Genomic DNA, 20,600 nt, shown 5'->3' on the forward strand with positions numbered 1-20,600 from the left:
GCGTAGAACAGCCCAGGTGTCACTATCGGTCCGTCCCTACGCTTCATCGCGTCACTCCTCGGGTGGACCGACGCTCGAAAGCACCAACTGCAGGAAGGTGCGGTACAGGTCTTCGCCGTCGAGGTGGCTGGCCAGCGTGACGCCGTCGTTGGTGGCCAGCAGCACCCGGGCCAACGACTCGGCCGGGATTTTCAACGAGCCGCCCAGGCGGGCAACGCCTTTGGAGATGTACTCGGCCAGTGACCGCACCGTCTCGCGGCGCTGGACGGCCACCCGATCGCGGGCGGCGGGGTTGCGCAGCAGGAAAAGCGTGAATTCATAGTTCAACGCCGCGGCCTGTTGGGCATCAGTGGCACCACTGAGCACCCGCCAGCGTTCTGCGAATCCATCGACGTCGATGTCGGCGAACCGGTCGAAGGATTCCATCACGTCCGCGAAGCCGTCCAGGAAGCGCTGGCGATGCCGTTCGATCACCGCGAGGAACAGTTCGTCCTTGCCGCCGAACTGGGCATAGATCGCGCCGCGGGTGTAGCCGGCGGCCTCGGCGATGTCTTCCAGCGAACCCGCGTACCCGCGGCCGGCGAAGATCCCCTCGGCCGCATCGAGCAGCACCGTGCGGGTCTGCTCCATCCGCCGCTCTCTGGTCCAGCGCTCGGTCATCGGACCATTCTCGCAAACATCGATCTCAAATACAGACTTGTATCTGAAATTCATCTCTGTATTATCGTGACTGCCGTCACAGCCCCGACGCCGCCCTCGCGTCCTCGCGAACATCAGCCCGCAGAAGGGAACCCTCGATGTCCATCGATTCCGCACAGTCCGCCCGCCCCGGCGAATGGGTCGACTCCGAAGGTCTGAGCCCCGACGATGCCAGCGCACTGTTCCGCATGCAGATCCCCACCGACCGCTACACGTCGCAGGATTTCGTGAACCGGGAGCGTGCGGCCATCTGGATGCGGGTCTGGCAGATCGTCGGTCGTGTCGACGAACTGGCGAAGGCCGGCGACTTCAAGGAGTACCGCATCTTTGATCAGTCCTTCGTGGTGATGCGCGGAAATGACGGCACCACAAGGGGTTTCGTCAACGCCTGCCGGCACCGCGGCAACCCGCTGTTCGACGGTCAGGGCCACGCCAAACAACGCATCGTCTGCCAGTACCACCTATGGTCCTATGACCAGCAGGGCAAGCTACGAGGCTGTTCCAAACCCGAGATCGACAAGGACGATTACGGCCTGCTCGAGGTGCCGGTGGATACCTTCGCCGGTTTCATCTTCCTCAATCCCGACCCGAATGCCGCACCGCTGCGCGACTTCCTGGGCGAGGACGTCATCCGGATCCTGGAGCCTTATCACCTCGATCAGATGACCACGGTGCTCAACGTCCGAGAGGCGCTGGACTGCAACTGGAAGGTGGTGATGGACGCCTTCGAGGAGGGTTACCACGTTTCCGGGATCCATCCGCAGCTGCTGCGGGTGCTGGTCATCGATCCGACCAAGGTGAAGTACCGGTTCCTGGACAAACACAGCATCGCGGTCGCCCCGTTCGAGATCGCCCACGTCGAGGGCATGGGCCCGGAAAAACAGGTCGAGGGCATCATGGAGTTGCCCGAGACCTTCCCCGGCGTGGTGCGGGTGCTCCCCCGGTTCACCGAACTGGTCGACGAGAACCGCACGGCGGACGGCACTCTGGTGTTCCCCGAGGGTGTCACCGGGCGCACGCTGCTGCAGCAGGCCACCCGCGATACCCTGTCCCGCGACGGTCTGGATGTCGAAGGCCTCACCGACGCCCAGATGAGCGACAATCACGGCTGGGTGTTGTTCCCCAACTTCTTCATGACCATCCGGGCCGGTGAGGCCACCGTCATCATGTCCACCCCGCACCCCGACGGCGACCCCAACCGATGCATCTGGCACATCACCAGCTTCATGTGGCTGCCCGAAGAACACCGCAGTGCGTTTGCCGCAGACCTCATCGATGTGCGGGAGCCGGGCAGCTTCAAGTATTTCGAAGCGCTGCAACAGGATTATGAACAGATGCCACGGCAGCAGACCGGGCTGCGCAATGCGCGTCTGGACCACATGGCGCTGGTCAACGAGGAAGTGGTGATCGCGCACTATCACTCCGTCATCGACCGCTACCTGGCGGCCGTCTGATGCCCGAACTCGCCGAGATCGTCACACAGCACGCCGGCCGTAGCCGCACCGTCCTGGAGTACGCCGCCACCACCGGTCGCCTCGTCACCGCGGCCAAAGCACCCGGGTTCACCGAAGCCGGCTGGGCTCCCCTGGCCGACCTGGTCGACACCGAGAACTTCCTCCGCGTCGGCGCCTTCAAGGAGGAGATGGACTGGGCCGGCTACACCGCCTTCCTCACCGGGTGGGCGACCACCTCCGAATGGGAGTGCACGTTCAAGCGCATCACCGAGCACGGCGACCTGGTGTTCCTGGAACTCGAAGAGCGCAGTGTCGTCGGCGACTTCCGCAGCGTGGTGAATTCGCTGTCGGTGTATCAGTTCAGCGATGACGGTCGGATCCGGCGCCTCGACCTGTACCTGCAGATGGCGCTGCCCTCGTGACCGAGGCACCGCGCATGGCGCCGCTGGCGGTCGACCAATGGGGCGATCCCGAATACGCCGCGTTCGGCGCGCTGCTCGGACTGCCCGCCGACAAGGTGCCCCGGGCCGGTTCCGGCGAACCCTACGATCCGCTGAACTTCGACATCATCGGGATGCTGGCCCGCCACCCCGACATGGCAGAAATGTTCCTGCGGTTCAACGGTTTTCTGCTGCAGCGCGGAGAGTTGCCGGGACGGTTGCGCGAACTGATCATCCTGCGGGTCGCGCACCGGCACCGCTCGGCGTTCGAGTGGGGTCAGCACGTCAGGCTGGGCGCCGCGGTCGGTGTCACCGATGACGATGTCGCCGCGCTGGCCGAGGGCAACGACGGGTTCAGCGGCGCCGACCGCCTGGTGCTCGACGCCGTCGACGAGATCCTCGCCGAGGGAAAGGCGCAGTGGCCGACCTGGCAGCGCCTGGTCGACGAACTCGGCGAACGTGCCGCGATGGAGGTCGTCTTCCTCGTCGGCACCTACACCCTGACCGCCATGGCTTTCGGCACCTGGGGTTTACCAGCAAAGCCTGGCAGCGCACCGTTGCCACCGGACTCGATCACCAAAGAGGAGCACGCGCAGTGAACCTGGAAGACCGTATCGCCAAGCACCGCCGGATGGCCGAGAGCTACCGCGACAAGTACGTGCTGCAGAAGGTCGCCGCGGGCGAGAGCTACGACGAGTGGGAGTTCACCGAGGACGCGGTCTACACCTCCCCCTACTTCGTCGCCGATCAGGAACTGGTGCTCAAAGATGTAGCGACGCACTGGGATACCGCGGCCACCGTGGAAGCCAAGGCCTATGGCATCACCTTCCCGGACTGGAAGCCGGTCGACTACAAGGTCTGGCCGGCCGAGAACGGCTTCGTGATGCGCTACCGATGGCAGGGCACCAACGTCAACGACGGAAAGGTGATGGGTTTCTACTCGATCAGTTTCGTCGATACCAACGAGGACGCGCAGATCACCCACTGGTCGACCTACGTCAACGACGAGGAATACGGCCCGTTCCTCGAGGCCGCGATCGGGGCCCGCGGACCGTTCCACGGAGATTCCTACATGCAGGCACTGGCGCGGCATTTCGAGAAACACGGACTGAGCTTCTAGGGAGCCGACGATGACCACCAGCGCCACCGAGCGGGTGTACTACGACCCGTGGGATGCGGACCTGAACGCGAACCCGTACCCGATGTTCAAGCGTTTCCGCGACGAGGCGCCGCTCTACTACAACGACACCCACGACTTCTACGCCGTCAGCCGCTTCGAGGACGTGAACCGTGCGCTGGTGGATCACGCGACGTTCAGCTCGGCACGCGGGGCGGTGCTGGAGATCATCAAGGCGGGCATCGAGATTCCCTCGGGAACCCTGATTTTCGAGGATCCGCCGATTCACGATCTCCACCGCAACCTGCTGTCCCGGGCTTTCACGCCTCGCAAGATCAATGCGTTGGAGCCCACGGTGCGTGAGTTCACCGCGCGCTGCCTCGATCCGCTCGTCGGTGGCGACCGGTTCGATTTCGTCACCGATCTCGGCGCGGTGATGCCGCTGCGCGTGGTCAGCGCGCTGTTCGGCATTCCCGAGGACTACCAGAGTCGCGTGCTGGCCGACGGCGACAAGTATGTGCGCACCGAACGCGGCGCCCAGATGACCGACAATCCCGACGGTCCCATCACCGACGGCGAGTTCTTCGCCGAGTTCGTCGACTGGCGGATCGCTCACCCCGCTGACGATCTGACCACCGAGCTGCTCAACGCAGAGTTCACCGACGAGACGGGCACCACCCGCACGTTGCGCCGCGAGGAGCTGCTGCTGTTCATGTCCGTCGTCGCGGTGGCCGGGTCGGAGACCACGACCCGCCTGATCGGCTGGGCGGGCAAGCTCCTGTCCGAGCATCCCGATCAACGCCGGAAGTTGGTGGCCGACCGGTCGCTGGTGCCCGGCGCGGTCGAGGAGATCCTGCGTTTCGAGCCACCCGCGCTGCAGGCCGCCCGCTACGTCACCCGCGATGCCGAGTTCCATGGCGCGACGGTGCCCGAGGGCAGCGCGATCATCCTGTTGATCGGTGCGGCCAACCGCGACGAACGCCGCTTCGGGCCGGACGCGGAGCGGTTTGATGTCACCCGGTCGCCGCGCCAGCACTTGTCGTTCGGCGTCGGGGCACATTACTGCCTGGGTAATGCGCTGGCGCGCATCGAGGGCCGCATTGCGTTGGACGAGATCATGAACCGTTTCCCTGACTGGGAAGTCGATCTCGATGCCGCGGTGTTCTCCTCGGCGTCGGTGGTCCGCGGATGGGACAGCATGCCGGCGCGGGTCTGACCCGATGTCAGGGTAGGGCGCCGAGCACCGGGTCGACCGACGGAGCGGGCGGTACGGGCGCGGGCGGCGGGAGATGCTCGACCGGAGCGGCAAGCGCCTCCGGGGCCGGCGGCACGACCGCAGGCGGTGGTGGTGGCGGCGGAGCCGGCACGAACGGCGGCAGCATCCAGAACGGCGGCGGCGGCACCACCGGTGCCGGCGGAAGAACCTCCGGAGCCGGGACGGGGGCCGCAAGCGGCACGGCAGGCTCCGGGACGGCGAGCTCGGCGGCCGGGGCCACATCGGGCACCGGCAGTTGCGGTGCCGCGAGCGGCTCGGCGCTCACCGGTGGTTCGACGGGCACAGCCGGCTCGGGCATCGCTTCGGCCACCGGCTGCGTTTGCGGCAGCGCCAGTTGCACCGGCGGCTCGCTCACCTCGGCGAGGGTGGGCGTCGGCTCCGGCACCGCCGCCACCGGCTGTACCGCCGGCGCCTGTGGCGGCACCACCTGGGTGGTCTGCGCCGTCGGCGCCGTGGTGCTACCGGCCAGCGCCGCCTCCGTAGGCTGCTGCTTCGCTGTCCCGACGAACTGCGAACCGACCGCGAACAGCGCCACCACCGCGGTCACCGCGGCCGCCGACACCAGACGGGTGCCCGATACCGCCGGCGTCCACTCGGGTACCCAGTTGCGGCGCGGGCGCGCCACCAGAACGGGCTCCGGCGGTGCAGCGTCGGTGACGACCGCCTGTGCGGCGTCATAGGCCGGTGTCCGTCCGGCATCGGGCCCGCAGATCACGTCGTGATCGACAAACGCCGACTCGTCATCGGCGTCGGTCTCGCGGTCGTCGGCGAGCATCCCGGCCAGCAGGCCGCAGAGGTCGGTTCGCTCGGTGCGCTGGGTGGGCGCAACATCGCCGTTGCCCGGTGTGACCTGGCGGACCGAGCGCACATCGGGCCAGCCTGCGGTTCGCAGCTCCGCGAGCAGCGTGCTGACCTGCTGCTCGACGTCCTGGCTCCAGCAGACCCCGATCGAGTCGATCCGCCGGCCGCTTGTCGCGGCGATGGACTGGGCGCCGCGTACCGCGGCAAGACAGCGGGGCACGAGGTCATCGAGGCCGCGGACGGCGAACTTGTCGTCGTCCAGGGGCGCGGTGCCCTCGACGAGTACCCAGCCGACACCGGCCGCGGTCACCGACAGTCCAAGTACGGTTTTCACCCTCGGTTCCGACTCCTGTCCCGGGTCTGGTGCTGATCGCGGACGAGCCTAGTTTGCTCGTTCGCGTTCGGCATCTCGACGAAACCGCCGTTTTCACGGCTGCGTATCCGCTTATCGGGCGCGCGTCCGGCAGTGTTACCAGCTAGAGCGCGGTCCGCGACGGACTCACCGGTGGGTGTCCGGGCTACCCGGTACGGCGGCAGACATTCACCGAGCGTTCATCTTCACCGCAACACCGTCGGGGCGTTCGCACCCCGTGCCGTCACACGGTCGCCGGCCGGCGCCGCCGCCTACGTTCCCCGATCGCCGCGAACTGGCTTTTCAGGCCCTGGATGAATGCGGTGAGCGCAAGCTCGAAGCTCGCCGTGTCGATTTCGCTGGCCTTACCGCGCAGCAGGTGCGCCTGATCCATGTGCGGGTAGCGGTCGCGATAGACCTGGACGTCGTCGACGAATCCCCGGGAGAACGAACCTACGGTCGACCCGAGTACCAACGACCGGGTGGCCGCGCCGATCAGGGTCGCCTCGCGGGGCGGCCAGCCGGCCCGCACCAGACCACCGTGGACCGAATCCGCGATGCGCAGACTCTCGTCGCGCTGGCCGGGACCACCGGCCAGAAAGGGCACCATGTTGGGATGTGACACCAGCGCGGCACGGTAGGAGCGTGCCCACGCGGCCAGGGCCACATCCCAGTCCTCGTCTGCGTCGAAGGCCGAGGTGTCCACCGCGGTGACGATCAGGCTGGCGACATCGTCGAGGACGTCATCTTTGGTCGGGTAGTGCTTGTACAGGGAGGCGGCCTGCACACCGAGTTCGGCGGCAAGTTTGCGCATGGACAGCTCGCCGAGGCCGGCGCGGTCGATGATCATCAGTGCGCTGTCCCGGATGCGCTCGCGACTGAGCAGGCGTGGTCTTCCCACCTGTTCCGCACCTCCCCCACAATTGCCCTGGTGAACGACGTTAGCTTATAGTGAGGTCAATAGCTAACACTGTTCGCTAAGGAGAGGTACCGATGCAGAGGACCGTCTACAACCAGGAGCACGAAGACTTCCGCGCGATGATCCGGGACTTCATCGCCGCCGAGGTCGTCCCGGTGTACGACGAGTGGTTCGAGGCAGGTATCGCGCCTCGCGATTTCTATTACAAGCTGGGCGAATTAGGCATCTTCGGTATCGAGATCCCCACCGAGTACGGTGGCTCCGGTATCGATTCCTACAAGTTCCAGGCCATCGTCACCGAGGAACTGTCCCGGGCAGCGGTGTCCTTCGGCGGTTCCAGCGTGCACATCGGATTGTGCCTGCCCTATCTCAAGGCGCTGGCCACCGAAGAGCAGAAGCAGCGCTGGTATCCGGGCATGATGTCCGGCGAGATCATGTTCGCCATCGCCATGACCGAGCCCGGGACCGGTTCCGATCTGGCCGGAATGCGCACCACCGCAAAGCCTTCCGGCGATGGTACGCATTACGTCCTGAACGGCTCCAAGACCTTCATCACCGGCGGCGTGCACGCCGACCGCGTCATCGTCTGCGCCCGCACCGCCGCTCCGCGCGAGGACGACCGCCGCTACGGAATCTCACTGCTGGTGGTCGACACCAAGTCCGCCGGCTACGAGGTGGGCCGCAAGCTCGACAAGCTGGGCCTGCGCACATCCGATACTGCCGAGCTCAACTTCGTCGATGTCAAGGTGCCCGTCGAGGACGTCCTGGGTGAATTGCACATGGGCTTTTCCTATCTGGGCCAGAACCTGCCCCGCGAGCGGCTTGCCATCGCGGTCGGCTCCTACGCCCAGGCCAAGGCCGCTGTCGCCTTCGCCGCGCAGTACACCAAGGACCGCACGGTGTTCGGTAAGCCCGTCGCGGCGTTCCAGAACACCAAATTCGAGCTGGCGGCCTGTAAGGCCGATGTCGATGCGGCCGAGGCCGTCGTCGACCGCGCGATGGAGGCCCACGACCGCGACGAACTGACACCCGCCGATGCGGCCGCCGCGAAGCTGTTCTGCACCGATATCGCCGCCAAGGTCATCGACCGGTGCCTGCAGTTGCACGGTGGCTACGGCTATATCAACGAGTACCCGATCGCCCGGCTCTACGCCGACAACCGGGTCAGCCGGATCTATGGCGGCACCAGTGAGGTGATGAAGATGATCATCGCCAAGGACATGGGACTCTAACCCGGGCGCTGTTACCGGCATCACATTCACCGCGGCGCCCCACGAGCGTCACAGTGCCCCGATATCCCCAAAAGTGTTGTCCTGTGGTGCACTTGGCCGATGACCACGGTGCCGGGGGCCGACCAGATCGCCGTGGCGGACGAGGGCCCACTGAATGACCCGAAGGAGCCGCCGTACCGTGCCGCAGGGACGGTACTGCTGCTGATCGTCGTGCTGGTGTTCGGCATGACGTGGGCGCTGTTCCGCGGGTATTTCGACTCCGGTGTCACGGTGGTGGTATGGCCGAGCGTGCCGGGCTGTCGATGGATCCGGGTTCGAAGGTGACGTTCAACGGTGTCCCGATCGGGCGCCTGACATCCGCCGGCGTGGTGAACGATGGCCGAGGAGCGCGGGCCAGATTGATCCTGGACGTCAAACCGCAATATCTGGCCCTCATCCCGGCCAACGTGGACGCGCAGTTGCGGGCGACGACGGTGTTCGGCAACAAGTACATATCGTTTCTGTCCCCGGCGAATCCGGCCGCGGACAGGCTGCGGCCGGACGCGGTGATCGAGGCCTCGGCGACCACCACCGAGTTCAACACCGTGTTCGAGACCATCATGGGAATTGCCGAGCAGGTGGACCCGGTGAAGCTCAATCAGACGCTGACGGCGGCGGCCCAGGCACTGAACGGGCTGGGAGACAGTTTCGGTCGAGCCGTGGTGGACGGGCATGACATCCTGGGCGAGCTCAACCCCCGGATGCCGCAGATCCGCCGGGACACAGCGGGTTTGGCCGATCTTGCCACGACCTATGCCGACTCCGCCACGGTGCTGTTCGACGGGCTCGACCAGGCCGTGGACACTGCGCGCACGCTCAACACCGAACGACGGACGGTCGATCAGGCGCTGATGTCGGCGGTGGGCTTCGCCGATACCGCCGCCGACGTGTTCGAGCGTGGCGGCCCGTATCTGGTGCGCGGCGCCCAGGATCTGCTGCCCACAAGCACATTGCTGGACTACTACAGCCCTCAGCTGCTGTGCACGCTGCGCAACTACAGTGATGTCGCGCCCCGATTCGCCGAAATGCTCGGCGGCAACGGCTACTCGCTGCGGCTGCGGAATGAGTTGGTGGGTGCGGGCAATCGCTATGTGTTCCCGGACAATCTTCCGCGGGTCAACGCCCGTGGCGGACCCGGCGGGCGCCCCGGATGCTGGCAGCCGATCACCCGGGACCTCTTTCCGATGCCCTATCTGGTGATGGACACCGGTGCCAGCATCGCACCGTACAACCACTTCGAGATCGGTCAGCCGCTGACGGCGGAGTACGTGTGGGGACGTCAGGTCGGCGAGGAGACCATCAATCCTTAGGCCTTGCCGCTGCGCTCCCGGTGCTTGCATCCGGGCCAGCAGCAGGGCCGGCGCTGGCCTTCCTCAAGCTCTTCGGTGGTCCGATGGATGCGACGCTGCCTCGTCTTCTCCTGCTTGGCATCCTCGACCCAGCAGATGAATTCGTTGCGTGCCAGCGGTGTGATGTCCTTCCACACCGACAGCGCGATGTCGTTGGCGAGCAGGGCGGTGCGCAGATCCGCGGGCATCTTGTGCACCACCCCACCGGGAATCCGCTGGGTCACGACCTCATGGTAACCCCGGGCTCAGCGGCCGAAACCGGCATTGCGCAGCGCGTCCGCCATCGACCCACTGGGCGGCGCCGACTCGCGACGCCCGGCGCTCTTGGCCTTGTTCTGGTGACGCTGCGGGCCACCACCGCGGTTCTGGTCACCGGCAGGCTTGCCGGACTGCTTCGGCTTGCCGGCACCAGGATCGTCGTTGAGCCGCAACGACAATCCGATCCGCTGACGGTCCACGTCGACCTCGAGCACCTTGACCTTGACCACCTGGCCGGATTTCACCACCTCGTGTGGGTCGGACACGAAGCGATCCGCCATGGCCGAGACGTGCACCAGGCCGTCCTGGTGCACACCGACATCGACGAAGGCACCGAAGGCCGCGACGTTGGTGACCACACCCTCCAGCACCATGCCCACCTTGAGGTCGCCGACCTTCTCCACCCCGGCGGCGAAAGTCGCGGTGGAGAACGCCGGCCGCGGGTCGCGTCCCGGCTTCTCCAGTTCGGCGAGAATATCGGTGACGGTGGGGACACCGAACCGGTCATCGGCGACGTCGACGGGCTTGATCGCGCGCAGTGTGCGCTCGTTGCCGATGAGTTCGGCCAGCGTGATGCCCTTGCGGTCCAGGATGCGCCGCACCACCGGGTACGCCTCGGGGTGCACACCGGAGGCGTCCAGCGGGTCGTCACCGTCGGTGATGCGCAGGAATCCGGCGCACTGTTCAAAAGCCTTGGGCCCCAGGCGGGGAACCTTCAGCAGTGCCGTGCGGTTGCGGAACGGCCCGGTGTTCTCCCGGTGCGCGACGATCGCCTCGGCCAGCGAATCCGTCACTCCCGACACCCGGGCCAGCAGCGGCACCGACGCGGTGTTGAGATCGACACCCACGGCGTTCACGGCATCTTCGACGACGGCGTTCAGGCTGCGCGCCAGGGTCCCCGGGGTGACGTCGTGCTGGTACTGGCCGACACCGATCGACTTGGGCTCGATCTTCACCAGTTCGGCCAGCGGGTCTTGCAGCCGACGGGCGATCGACACCGCACCGCGCAGCGTGACGTCGAGCTGCGGTAGCTCGTGCGCAGCGTAGGCCGACGCGGAGTACACCGAGGCGCCGGCCTCGCTGACCATCGCCTTGACGGGCGCCTTCGCGCCGGCGGCCCGGATCTCGGCGATGAGTTCACCGGCCAGCGCATCGGTCTCCCGGGACGCCGTGCCGTTCCCGACCGCGATCAGTTCGACGCCGTGCCGGGCGACCAATGCGGCCAGGGTCGCTTTCGCGGTGTCCCATTGCTTCTGCGGCTGATGCGGGAAGATCGCGCAGGTGTCGACGACCTTGCCGGTGCTGTCCACCACCGCCACCTTGACGCCGGTGCGAAAGCCCGGATCCAGGCCGAGCGTGGTGCGGGTGCCCGCCGGAGCGGCCAGCAGCAGGTCCTTGAGGTTGCGGGCGAACACGGCCACCGCGTCCTCCTCGGCGCGCTGACGCAGCCGGATGCGGGCGTCGACGGCCGCCGAGATCATCAGCTTGGTGCGCCAGGCCAGCCGCACCGTGGTGGCCAGCCAGGTGGTGGCCGCCGCGCCGGCGGTCATGTCGATGCCGAGGCTCCGCGCGATGCGGGCCTGATAGGCCAGTTCGTCGCCGCCGTCGAAGTTCAGCGCGAGAATCTGTTCCTTCTCGCCGCGCATGACGGCAAGCACCCGGTGCGACGGCATCTTCTCCAGCGGTTCGGCGAACTCGAAGTAGTCCCGGAACTTCTGTCCCGCTGGGCTTTTGGCCGCTTCCTCGGACCACGGGGCGGTCCGTAGCGTGCCGTCGTTCCAGAATGTGGCGCGCACCTCGCCGACCAATTCGGCGTCCTCGGCGGCTCGTTCGATCAGGATGTGCCTCGCCCCGTCGAGGGCGACGGCGGCGTCGGCGACCTCTTCGCCGACGAATTCGACGGCGACGGATTCGGGCGCCTGCGTCGGGTCGGCGAGCAGCCGGTCGGCCAGCGGTTCCAGACCGGCTTCGCGGGCGATCTGCGCCTTGGTGCGCCGCTTCGGCTTGTAGGGCAGGTAGATGTCTTCGATGCGGGCCTTGGTGTCGGCCGCACGCAATGCCGCGCGCAGTTCGTCGGTGAGTTTGCCCTGCTCGTCGATGGAGGCCAGCACCGCGTCGCGACGCTGGTCCATCTCCCGCAGATAGGCCAGCCGCTCCTCCAGCGTCCGCAGCTGCCCGTCGTCGAGACTGCCTGTCACTTCCTTGCGGTACCGGGCGATGAACGGCACCGTCGACCCCTCGTCGAGCAGTCGCACAGCGGCGGCCACTTGGCCCTCGGCCACGGCCAGTTCCTCAGCGAGACGGGCATTTACAGATTTGATGGTCCCCACGGGTGCGCTCGAAGTCACCCCGAGACCCTACCGAACCTCGCTGACACTTCCCCTGACGCCCGCACATGCGCGCGCCGCCAGCACCGCGACCAGGAAGCAGGCCAGCGGCACCCAGCCGTCGGCGCCGGCCAGACCGTTCTTGGCGACCAGCAGCATCGCCACCCCGGCCAGACACACCAGCACGCCGGCCACCGTCGAGCGGACGCCGGTGGCGCCGACCGCGTCATCCCACCACGGCAGCCTGCGGTGTTCCAGCGGGGACAGCAGCAGGAACGTCGCGAGCATCACGACTGCGAACACCGCGGCGCGCAGGGCGAGCAGTGCCCAGAAGTTGGGGGCGTGCACATCCCAGGCGTCCAGACCGAATGCGTTGAGGCTGAACGCGGCGACCGCGATGGCCGGGATGTGCCAGAGGTAGAGCGTCATCGCTCCCCCGTTGCCGACGGCCACGACGTACCAGACCCGCGGGCGTTCGGCGAGCCGCTCGACGATCCCGGCGATGGCCACGAACAGGCCCGTCATCCAGATGCAATGCACCGCGAGCAGCACCGTCGGCGGGGACACATTCGACACCCCTTCGGTGCTGCCGTTGGTGACCAGTGCGACCTCATAGGGCCCGTAGACGACGAGCAGCACCTGCGTCGCCAGCGCCACAGCGGCGGTGAGCAGCGCCATCCGCGGCCGGATCAGGCGGCGGGCGTAGCCGACGCCGATGACGACCGGAATGAGCCACACGATGACGAAGTTCAGCACCCCGGCCTCGGCGGAGCCGACCGCGAAGCGCACCTGGTCGATCAGCGCGGCCGCGACCACCAGCGAGGCGATCACCGCGCCGAACGCACCCGGGCTGCGCAGCCGGGTCAGGGCCGGGACGAAGGCGATGACCACCAGGTAGACGCCGAGGAACCAGAGCAGAGCCACACATTCGCGGCCGAGCCGGTCGGCGGACTCCGCACCAAGGGTCAGCCGGGCCACCAGCAGCGCCACCGTCCAGAACGCCAGGTACCAGAACACCGGCCGGCACAACCGTTGGGTCCGGCTGACCAGCCAGCTGCCCCAGGCCTTGCCTGCCGCCGACCCGTCGGGGTGCCAGCCGTAGGCGCCGGCGGCACCACCGGCGAAGAAGAACAGCGGCATGACCTGCACCACCCAGGTGATCGGCGACAGGTGCGGCAGTTCACCGAGGATGTTCCCGATGCGCAGGCCGTTCTCGTTGACGGTGGCCAGCAGTAGGGCGCAGTGCCCGAACATGACAGTCACCAGGGCCGACAGCCGCGCCACGTCGATGGCGCGGTCGCGGCCGGGCGAGGGGTTCGCGACGCTGTCGCGCGCGGGAAGCAGGTTGGCGAACGGCATGGGTACAGCGTGCCCGACCTGCAGCCCCGACGGGATGAGTAGGACTACGCGCGTCTCACGCTTTGTTGTCGACGAGCGCCTCGATGCGCTTGAGTGCGTCCTCGGCGGCGGTGGTGACGTCGATTCCGCCGGCGGCACCGCAACTGGTCATCTCGATGGCGGCGTTGTGGGCGGCGACGAACAGGTTGTCGCAGTTCCACTCGGCGGCCCGCAGCGACCACAGCACCGCGCCCTCGGGCGCGTCCGGCGCCGCGTCGGCCACCCGGAACGTATAGGTGCGGCCGTACATCGTGGTGACGGTGACCGCGGCGTCGCGACAGGCCTCGATGGTGCCGCGCGCCGCGGTCAGCGCGTCGCGCGCCGAGAAGTCCGACGGCATGACCGCCACCATCTCCTCGACCACGGCCTCGACCCCGCCGACATCGGTCGACCAGTGCCCGCCATCTCGCGCTTCGGGGGCGTGCTCGACGATGAACGGCGGATCGACCTCGCGGGCCACCCCGGCGCAGCGTTCCGGTTCGACGGTGGCGAACAGGTTGCCGTCCTTGTTGAAGATCTCCGGACTGAGCAGGTCGCCGACCTGTGACGGGGAGATCGGCCCGACCTGGGGTGCCGGTCGGGCCTGCGGGGTGTCCACCGGCCGGGTGCACCCCGCGACGGCCAGCACCAGGAATACCGCCAGCGCCCTCTTCGCCATGCCCCGATTCTAGGAAAGCGACGTTTCGGGCACCCGCTCCTTGCCGGTCAACGGATCCCGGGTCTCCCAGAACGTGGCGCCCACGATGCCCAGCGCGACCGGGTCGAAGATCGGGTCGAGGCCGTCCTTCTTCTGTCGTTCGTAGTCGCGCAGCGCCTTGTAGGCGGGCTGCTGCAGGATCAGGATCCCGATGATGTTGAGCCAGGCCATGAGTCCCACGCCGATGTCGCCGAGCGTCCAGGCTTCGGTCGCCGTCGACACGGCACCGGATACCACCGACCCGAGGATCACCGCCTGCAACACCAACGTGGCGTCGCCGCCCACGGTCCCGCGGATCACCGGAACCTTGAGCGTCGCGGCCTTGCCCAGCAGGAAGCGCAGGTTGGTCTCGGCCATGTAGTAGTAGGCGATGATGGTCGTCAGGCAGAAGAACGCCAGCGACACCGCGACGAAACTCAGCCGCCGCCCTGCCACAGCGTGTCGAAACCGGTCTGCACGAACGACGGCCCCACCTCGGCGTCGGCGGACAGCGCGCCGCCCTCGGCGAGGACGGCGCCGGTGTCACTTTCACCCTCGTACACCCGGTAGGCGCCGGTCGACAGGATCAGGAAGCCGGTCGCCGAACAGATGAACAGGGTGTCGACGTAGACGGCGAAGGCCTGCACCAGGCCCTGCTTGGCGGGGTGAGACACCTCGGCGGCCGCGGCGGCATGCGGGCCGGTGCCCTGGCCGGCCTCGTTGGAGTAGATGCCGCGTTTGACGCCCCACATCACGGCGGCGCCGACGATGGCGCCGAATCCGGCGTCGAGGCCGAAGGCGCTCTCGAAGATCAGCTTGAGCATCCCGGGCAGCGCATCGGCATTGGCGAACACGATGATCATCGCGAGCACGATGTAGACCACGGCCATGAAGGGCACCACGATCGAGGCGAACGCCGCGATGCGCTTGACGCCACCGATGATCACGAATGCCAGCAGGATCACGGTGCACACTCCGACGACCCACTTGGACACGCCCCAGGACTGGTTCATCGCCGAGGCCATCGAATTCGATTGCACGCTCGGCAGCAGCACACCGCAGGCCAGCACCGTGACCGCGGCGAAGATGAGGCCGTACACCTTGAACAGTGGGGCGGCCTTGGTATGCACCATCGCCCTGCTCAGGTAGTAGGCCGGTCCGCCGCGGTATTCGCCGGTCAGCGAATCGCGGGTCTTGTAGATCTGCCCGAGGGTGCACTCGACGAAGCTCGTCGAGGCGCCGAGGAACGCCACCGCCCACATCCAGAACAACGCACCCGGGCCGCCGAACGCGATCGCGGTGGCCACACCGGCGATGTTGCCGGTGCCCACCCGGCCGGCCAGCGACATCGTCAGCGCCTGGAACGAGGAGACACCGGACGGCGATTTCTCGCCCTGCAGCATGAGCCGGATCATCTCTTTGAACTGGCGCACCTGGACGAACCGGGAGCGGATGGAAAAGTACACGCCGGCGGCCAGGCACAGATAGACCAGCCAGTTGCTCCAGATGTACCCGTTGAGGGTGTCGAGGAATTCGGTCACGACGGTCACTCCGTCCGTAGGTTGAACACGCGGGCGTTTCCGCCCTGCATCGTTGCAAAGGCAAGGTTGCCCTGTGTTAACAATTCGTCAATCCGGTGTTAGCGATTTCGCCGCCCGGGCCGCGCCCCAGAGGAAACACCTGACAATCTGAAACGGCTCTGTAAAGCTACGTCGGCCAGTTCCGGACCCGGAGGAGACGATGTCGATCGCCCCGCTCGAACCCCAGTCCACGCACGGCCCGCGCCGCGCGTGGGCCGCCGTCGCGGTGCTCGCCGTCGTCGGCACGCTCAACTACGTCGACCGTTTCCTGCCGGGCGTGCTGGCCGAACCGATCAAGCAGGATCTGGCGTTGTCGGACACCGCAATCGGTGTCATCAACGGGTTCGGCTTTCTCATCGTGTACGCCGTGCTGGGCATCGTGATCGCCCGCGTCGCCGACCGCGGCATGTTCGGCGCGGTCATCGCCGGCTGTCTGACGCTGTGGGGCTCGATGACCATGCTCGGCGGCGCGGTCCAGTCCGGCTTCCAGCTCGCCCTGACCCGGGTCGGGGTGGCCGTCGGCGAGGCGGGCAGCACGCCCGCCGCGCACGCCTACGTGGCGCGCAACTTCGTCCCGGAGCGGCGGTCGGCGCCGCTGGCGGTCATCACCATGTCCATCCCGCTCGCCAGCGCCGCCAGCCTGCTCGGCGGCGGCCTGCTCGCCGAGAGCCTGGGCTGGCGGATGGCTTTCGTGGTGATGGGCGGGATCAGTGTGCTGCTGGCGCCCCTGGTGCTGTGGGTGGTGGGCAGCCGCCAAACCCTGCCCACCCCACCCCCGCGGGAGCGTGCCGCGGCGGTGAACTGGTGGGACCTGCTGCGCAAGCCCAGCTTCCTGGCCATGGTGGCCGGCACCGCGCTGGTCTCGGCGGCCGGGTACTCGCTGACCACCTTCGCCCCCGCATTCCTGATGCGCACCCGGGGAATGTCACTGGGCGAGGTCGGCATCTCCTACGGTCTGGCCACCGGGCTGCTCGGAATTCTGGGGCTGCTGATCGTCGGCCGTATCGCCGACCGGCTGGCATCCCGCGATCCGCGTTGGCTGCTCTGGATCGTGGTGATCCTGATCGCGGTCCTGCTGCCGGCGTCGGCGCTGGCATTCGTGGTCGAGAGCCAGTTGGCGTGCGTCTGGCTGCTGGCGCTGGGGTACGTCATCGGCACCGCCTATCTGGCACCGTCGATCGCGGCGATCCAACGGCTGGTGCTGCCCGAACAACGCGCGACGGCATCGGCCATCTTCCTGTTCTTCAATGCGACGCTGGGCTCGGTGGGACCGTTCCTGACCGGCGTGATCAGCGATTCGCTGACCGCCGAGCTGGGCCCGCAGGCGCTCGGTCGCGCGCTGCTGATCCTGGTGCCGACCATGCAGTTCGTCGCGATCGGCTGCTACGCGCTGGCCGCGCAGCGGTATCGCCGCGACATCATCGAGGAGCCCTGACCCCGACCACCCGTCGCTCAGCGGGCGGACGGAGCGACCAATTCGCGTGTCTCGGCGGGTCGTCGGGTCGCACCCCACAACCCCACCCCGATCCCGAGCACCGCACCGCCGAGCCCGATGATCCGCTGGGACCGTGGCATCTCACTGTGCACACCGACACCGCCCAGCAGATCCGCGGCGTCTGCCCCGCCGGAGGCCAAAAACCAGCCGCGGGTGTTCTTTCCGCGCAGTCCCGCGGCGAGCAGCAGGCCGCCGATCAGGGCGTCGCGGTATCCCATCGAGCGCAGCAGCAGCTGCGCGGTCGGGTCGGGCGTATCGGGCGAACCCCACAATCGATTGGCTTTGATCGGGTCCACGAGAAACGACACTCCCGAGGCCAATCGGATGCTGCCCGCGGCCAGCGCCGCCCGGTCGATCGACATGACAGGCAGCCTAGGGTTCAGTCCGTTGCGGCCGTGCACAATTGCCCAACTCGCCTCCGGCGCACCACGCGCCCCGCGATAATCAAGGGACCCGAGCTCAAAGAGGAGCAGACACATGGCCAAACGCGCAGCCGGCACCGCATCCGGAGAACAGGACTTCGAACAGGATGTGGCGGCCACCCAGGCATACTTCGACAGCCCGCGCTTCGAGGGCATCACCCGGCTCTACTCGGCCCGTCAGGTCGCTGAGCAGCGCGGCACCATCCCGTCGGACTATCCGGTGGCCCGCGAAGCCGCGACGGCCTTCTTCCCCCGGCTGCGCGAACTGTTCGGTCAGAAGAAGAGCATCACCACCTTCGGGCCGTACTCCCCCGGCCAGGCCGTGACGATGAAGCGGATGGGCATCGAGGGCATCTATCTGGGCGGCTGGGCCACCTCGGCCAAGGGCTCGATCAACGAGGACCCAGGACCCGATCTGGCCAGCTACCCACTGAGCCAGGTTCCCGATGAGGCGGCCGGCCTGGTGCGCGCCCTGCTCACCGCCGACCGCAATCAGCAATACCTGCGGCTGAAGATGACCCCCGAGCAGCGTGCGAGCACCCCGGCGGTGGACTACCGGCCGTTCATCATCGCCGACGCCGACACCGGCCACGGTGGTGATCCACACGTGCGCAACCTGATTCGCCGTTTCGTCGAGTCGGGCGTGCCTGGTTACCACATCGAGGACCAGCGGCCCGGCACCAAGAAGTGCGGCCACCAGGGCGGCAAGGTGCTGGTGCCGTCGGACGAACAGATCAAGCGGCTCAACACCGCCCGGTTCCAGCTCGACATCATGCGGGTGCCCGGCATCATCGTCGCCCGCACCGATGCCGAGGCGGCCAACCTGATCGACGGCCGGGCCGACGAGCGCGACCAGCCGTTCCTGCTGGGCGCCACCAATCTGAAGATCCCGCCGTACAAGTCGTGTTTCCTGGCGATGACCCGGCATTTCCACACGCTCGGGGTCAACGAACTCAACGGTCATCTGCTCTACGCGCTGCCCGACGGCGAGTACGCCGCGGCCGAGGCCTGGCTGGAGAGCCAGGGCATCCTCGCCGCGATCGCCACCGCCGTCGAGGCCCATAAGAAGGACCCTGGCCAGTCCGTCGACGCCTTGTTCGACGGGGTGGAATCGCAGTTCGTGGAGGCCTGGCAGAACGACGCCGGGCTGGAAACCTACGGTGACGCGGTCGCCGAGCTGCTGGAGTTCCGGGAGCGCGAGGGCGAGAAGGCGGAGCTGAGCGCGGCGGAGTGGCGTGCGTTCGCCGCGCAGGCCTCGCTGTATGTGGCGCGGGGCAAGGCCAAGGAACTGGGCGCCGACGTGGCGTGGGATCCGGAGCGGGTCAAAACCCCCGAGGGGTACTACCAGATCCGCGGCGGCATCCCGTACGCGATCGCCAAGTCGCTGGCGGCCGCACCCTTCGCCGACATCCTCTGGATGGAGACCAAGACCGCCGACCTGGCCGACGCCCGCGAATTCGCGCACGCCATCCACGCCGTCTACCCGGACAAGATGCTGGCCTACAACCTGTCACCGTCGTTCAACTGGGACACCACCGGCATGAGCGATGACGAGATGCGGGCCTTCCCGGAGGAGATCGGCAAGCTCGGGTTCGTCTTCAATTTCATGACCTACGGCGGGCACCAGATCGACGGTGTGGCGGCCGAGGAGTTCGCGACCGCATTGCTGCAGGACGGCATGCTGTCGCTGGCCCGGCTGCAGCGCAAGATGCGGCTGGTCGAATCCCCTTACCGCACACCGCAAACCCTGGTGGGCGGGCCGCGCAGCGATGCGGCGCTGGCCGCCTCCTCGGGTCGGACGGCGACCACCAAGTCGATGGGCAAGGGCTCCACCCAGCATCAGCACCTGGTGCAGACCGAGGTGCCGCGCAAGCTGCTGGAGGAATGGCTGGCGCTGTGGGGCGAGCACTACCAGATCGGTGAGACCCTGCGGGTGCAGCTGCGACCCCGCCGGGCCGGTTCCGATGTGCTCGAGCTGGGCATCTACGGCGACGGTGATGACAAGCTCGCCGATGTGGTGGTCGACCCGATCAAGGACCGGCACGGGCGCAACATCCTGACGGTGCGCGATCAGAACACCTACGCCGAGAAGCTGCGCAAGAAGCGCCTGATGGACGTGATCCACCTGTGGCTCATCCACCGGTTCAAGCCGGAGATCGTGTACTACGTGACGCCCACCGAGGACAACATCTATCAGACCGAGAAGATGAAAAAGCACGGCATCTTCAGCAATGTCTATCAGGAGGTCGGGGAGATCATCGTCGCCGACGTCAACCAGCAGCGCATCGACGAACTCCTGGCCGCCGACCGCAACGCGCTGGGCAAGCTCATCCGCAAGGAGGACTAGCGATTCGGCTAACCGCCGGCTCCCTGGTCGAGACCGAGGTGGGTGCCGTAGTACCACGGCACACCCACCTTGGCGACCAGCGCCACCGCGACGAAGGCGAGCACCGCGACGGGTAATCCGATCGCGCCGGACCGTGACCGCACCGGTGAAAAGGTCAGGCCCAGAAACAGAATGGCGAAACCCACCGCGGCCCACATGACCACTTGCAGCGGTGTGTCGACCGCTGCCCCGTAGTCGGTGACGTGGCCGTCCGGGAAACCGGCCATCGCCACGTCCATCGAGGTGGTGAACGCCAGCCACATCGCGGCGCCGGCGCCCAGCAGGCAGATGATCGTGCCGACAGTCTTCATCGGGGTGATTATCGTCCGCCGGATGCGGTCTGTCCCGCGAGATTGCCGTTATCGATGCCTCCACTCGCG

The 20,600-nt window shown here is 67.3% G+C and carries 17 protein-coding genes and 2 pseudogenes; 9 read left to right on the forward strand and 10 right to left on the reverse strand.

Translation table 11 applies throughout. From position 1 onward, the window contains the following. Positions 1-51 precede the first annotated feature (51 nt). The gene (locus C6A86_RS15965) at positions 52-660 is read right to left on the reverse strand and encodes a TetR/AcrR family transcriptional regulator (RefSeq protein WP_105366515.1); all 609 of its coding nucleotides are present in this window, start codon (positions 658-660) and stop codon (positions 52-54) included. A gap of 137 nt (positions 661-797) precedes the next feature. On the opposite strand from C6A86_RS15965, the gene C6A86_RS15970 reads away from it, so the two are divergent. From C6A86_RS15970 to C6A86_RS15990, 5 genes are read left to right on the forward strand one after another with little or no spacing between them, the layout of a single operon-like run. Further along, positions 798-2,153, forward strand: a complete 1,356-nt coding sequence (locus tag C6A86_RS15970) for an SRPBCC family protein (protein ID WP_105366516.1) — start codon at positions 798-800, stop codon at positions 2,151-2,153. Next, positions 2,153-2,575 (forward strand): hypothetical protein, encoded by a 423-nt coding sequence (locus C6A86_RS15975; RefSeq protein ID WP_105366517.1) that lies wholly within the window; start codon positions 2,153-2,155, stop codon positions 2,573-2,575. The genes C6A86_RS15970 and C6A86_RS15975 overlap by 1 nt, the downstream gene beginning before the upstream one ends. A 14-nt stretch (positions 2,576-2,589) precedes the next feature. Further along, the gene (locus tag C6A86_RS15980; RefSeq protein WP_105366537.1) at positions 2,590-3,192 is read left to right on the forward strand and encodes a carboxymuconolactone decarboxylase family protein; all 603 of its coding nucleotides are present in this window, start codon (positions 2,590-2,592) and stop codon (positions 3,190-3,192) included. Continuing rightward, positions 3,189-3,713: a hypothetical protein gene (locus C6A86_RS15985; protein ID WP_105366518.1), complete on the forward strand. Its 525-nt coding sequence runs from the start codon at positions 3,189-3,191 to the stop codon at positions 3,711-3,713. The genes C6A86_RS15980 and C6A86_RS15985 overlap by 4 nt, the downstream gene beginning before the upstream one ends. A gap of 10 nt (positions 3,714-3,723) precedes the next feature. Continuing rightward, complete coding sequence (locus tag C6A86_RS15990) at positions 3,724-4,926, forward strand: cytochrome P450 (RefSeq protein WP_105366519.1); 1,203 nt, start codon at positions 3,724-3,726, stop codon at positions 4,924-4,926. Positions 4,927-4,933: 7 nt separating this feature from the next. On the opposite strand, the gene C6A86_RS15995 is transcribed toward C6A86_RS15990, so the two are convergent. Further along, on the reverse strand, positions 4,934-6,121 hold the full coding sequence (locus C6A86_RS15995; protein WP_142407098.1) for a hypothetical protein: 1,188 nt from the start codon (positions 6,119-6,121) through the stop codon (positions 4,934-4,936). A 262-nt stretch (positions 6,122-6,383) separates the two neighbouring features. Then, a complete protein-coding gene (locus C6A86_RS16000) occupies positions 6,384-7,040 on the reverse strand; it encodes a TetR/AcrR family transcriptional regulator (protein ID WP_105366521.1) in 657 nt (218 codons plus the stop codon). A gap of 92 nt (positions 7,041-7,132) precedes the next feature. Between C6A86_RS16000 and C6A86_RS16005 the strand changes: the two genes are divergently transcribed. Further along, complete coding sequence (locus C6A86_RS16005; RefSeq protein WP_105366522.1) at positions 7,133-8,290, forward strand: acyl-CoA dehydrogenase family protein; 1,158 nt, start codon at positions 7,133-7,135, stop codon at positions 8,288-8,290. Between the two features lie 99 nt (positions 8,291-8,389). Continuing rightward, a pseudogene (locus tag C6A86_RS16010) lies at positions 8,390-9,639 on the forward strand (MCE family protein). Here C6A86_RS16010 and C6A86_RS16015 read toward each other — a convergent pair. The 5 genes and pseudogenes from C6A86_RS16015 to C6A86_RS16035 all read right to left on the reverse strand — a co-directional run bounded on the left by C6A86_RS16015 (position 9,636) and on the right by C6A86_RS16035 (position 15,878). Next, positions 9,636-9,866, reverse strand: coding sequence for a YdeI/OmpD-associated family protein (locus C6A86_RS16015; protein WP_105366538.1), 231 nt, complete (start codon positions 9,864-9,866; stop codon positions 9,636-9,638). The pseudogene C6A86_RS16010 and the gene C6A86_RS16015 overlap by 4 nt on opposite strands. Positions 9,867-9,923: 57 nt before the next feature. Beyond that, entirely contained in the window at positions 9,924-12,257 is a 2,334-nt protein-coding gene (locus C6A86_RS16020; RefSeq protein ID WP_199196457.1) for a Tex family protein, read from the reverse strand. Between the two features lie 36 nt (positions 12,258-12,293). Beyond that, a complete protein-coding gene (locus C6A86_RS16025) occupies positions 12,294-13,622 on the reverse strand; it encodes an acetyltransferase (protein ID WP_105366524.1) in 1,329 nt (442 codons plus the stop codon). Between the two features lie 55 nt (positions 13,623-13,677). Further along, entirely contained in the window at positions 13,678-14,319 is a 642-nt protein-coding gene (locus C6A86_RS16030; RefSeq protein ID WP_105366525.1) for a sensor domain-containing protein, read from the reverse strand. Positions 14,320-14,328: 9 nt separating this feature from the next. Further along, positions 14,329-15,878 (reverse strand): annotated as a pseudogene (locus C6A86_RS16035) (alanine/glycine:cation symporter family protein). Between the two features lie 199 nt (positions 15,879-16,077). On the opposite strand from C6A86_RS16035, the gene C6A86_RS16040 reads away from it, so the two are divergent. After that, the gene (locus C6A86_RS16040; protein WP_105366526.1) at positions 16,078-17,352 is read left to right on the forward strand and encodes an MFS transporter; all 1,275 of its coding nucleotides are present in this window, start codon (positions 16,078-16,080) and stop codon (positions 17,350-17,352) included. Between the two features lie 17 nt (positions 17,353-17,369). Here the strand turns inward: C6A86_RS16040 and C6A86_RS16045 are convergent, their stop codons facing one another. Next, positions 17,370-17,774 carry a DUF4267 domain-containing protein gene (locus C6A86_RS16045; RefSeq protein ID WP_105366527.1) on the reverse strand — a complete coding sequence of 135 codons (405 nt, stop codon included), beginning with the start codon at positions 17,772-17,774 and terminating at the stop codon, positions 17,370-17,372. Between the two features lie 115 nt (positions 17,775-17,889). Between C6A86_RS16045 and aceA the strand changes: the two genes are divergently transcribed. Next, on the forward strand, positions 17,890-20,181 hold the full coding sequence (aceA, locus tag C6A86_RS16050) for an isocitrate lyase ICL2 (protein WP_105366528.1): 2,292 nt from the start codon (positions 17,890-17,892) through the stop codon (positions 20,179-20,181). An 8-nt stretch (positions 20,182-20,189) separates the two neighbouring features. Here aceA and C6A86_RS16055 read toward each other — a convergent pair whose 3' ends face one another. Next, positions 20,190-20,531 (reverse strand): hypothetical protein, encoded by a 342-nt coding sequence (locus C6A86_RS16055; RefSeq protein WP_105366529.1) that lies wholly within the window; start codon positions 20,529-20,531, stop codon positions 20,190-20,192. Positions 20,532-20,600 lie beyond the last annotated feature (69 nt).

Source organism: Mycobacterium sp. ITM-2016-00316 (assembly GCF_002968335.2).
GTDB lineage: Bacteria > Actinomycetota > Actinomycetes > Mycobacteriales > Mycobacteriaceae > Mycobacterium.

Coding starts and splice junctions, on each gene's coding strand:
- C6A86_RS15965 (WP_105366515.1), bottom strand. CDS start 660: ATGACCGAGCGCTGGACCAGAGAGCGGCGGATGGAGCAGACCCGCACG.
- C6A86_RS15970 (WP_105366516.1), top strand. CDS start 798: ATGTCCATCGATTCCGCACAGTCCGCCCGCCCCGGCGAATGGGTCGAC.
- C6A86_RS15975 (WP_105366517.1), top strand. CDS start 2,153: ATGCCCGAACTCGCCGAGATCGTCACACAGCACGCCGGCCGTAGCCGC.
- C6A86_RS15980 (WP_105366537.1), top strand. CDS start 2,590: ATGGCGCCGCTGGCGGTCGACCAATGGGGCGATCCCGAATACGCCGCG.
- C6A86_RS15990 (WP_105366519.1), top strand. CDS start 3,724: ATGACCACCAGCGCCACCGAGCGGGTGTACTACGACCCGTGGGATGCG.
- C6A86_RS16005 (WP_105366522.1), top strand. CDS start 7,133: ATGCAGAGGACCGTCTACAACCAGGAGCACGAAGACTTCCGCGCGATG.
- C6A86_RS16015 (WP_105366538.1), bottom strand. CDS start 9,866: ATGCCCGCGGATCTGCGCACCGCCCTGCTCGCCAACGACATCGCGCTG.
- C6A86_RS16025 (WP_105366524.1), bottom strand. CDS start 13,622: ATGCCGTTCGCCAACCTGCTTCCCGCGCGCGACAGCGTCGCGAACCCC.
- C6A86_RS16030 (WP_105366525.1), bottom strand. CDS start 14,319: ATGGCGAAGAGGGCGCTGGCGGTATTCCTGGTGCTGGCCGTCGCGGGG.
- C6A86_RS16040 (WP_105366526.1), top strand. CDS start 16,078: ATGTCGATCGCCCCGCTCGAACCCCAGTCCACGCACGGCCCGCGCCGC.
- C6A86_RS16045 (WP_105366527.1), bottom strand. CDS start 17,774: ATGTCGATCGACCGGGCGGCGCTGGCCGCGGGCAGCATCCGATTGGCC.
- aceA (WP_105366528.1), top strand. CDS start 17,890: ATGGCCAAACGCGCAGCCGGCACCGCATCCGGAGAACAGGACTTCGAA.
- C6A86_RS16055 (WP_105366529.1), bottom strand. CDS start 20,531: ATGAAGACTGTCGGCACGATCATCTGCCTGCTGGGCGCCGGCGCCGCG.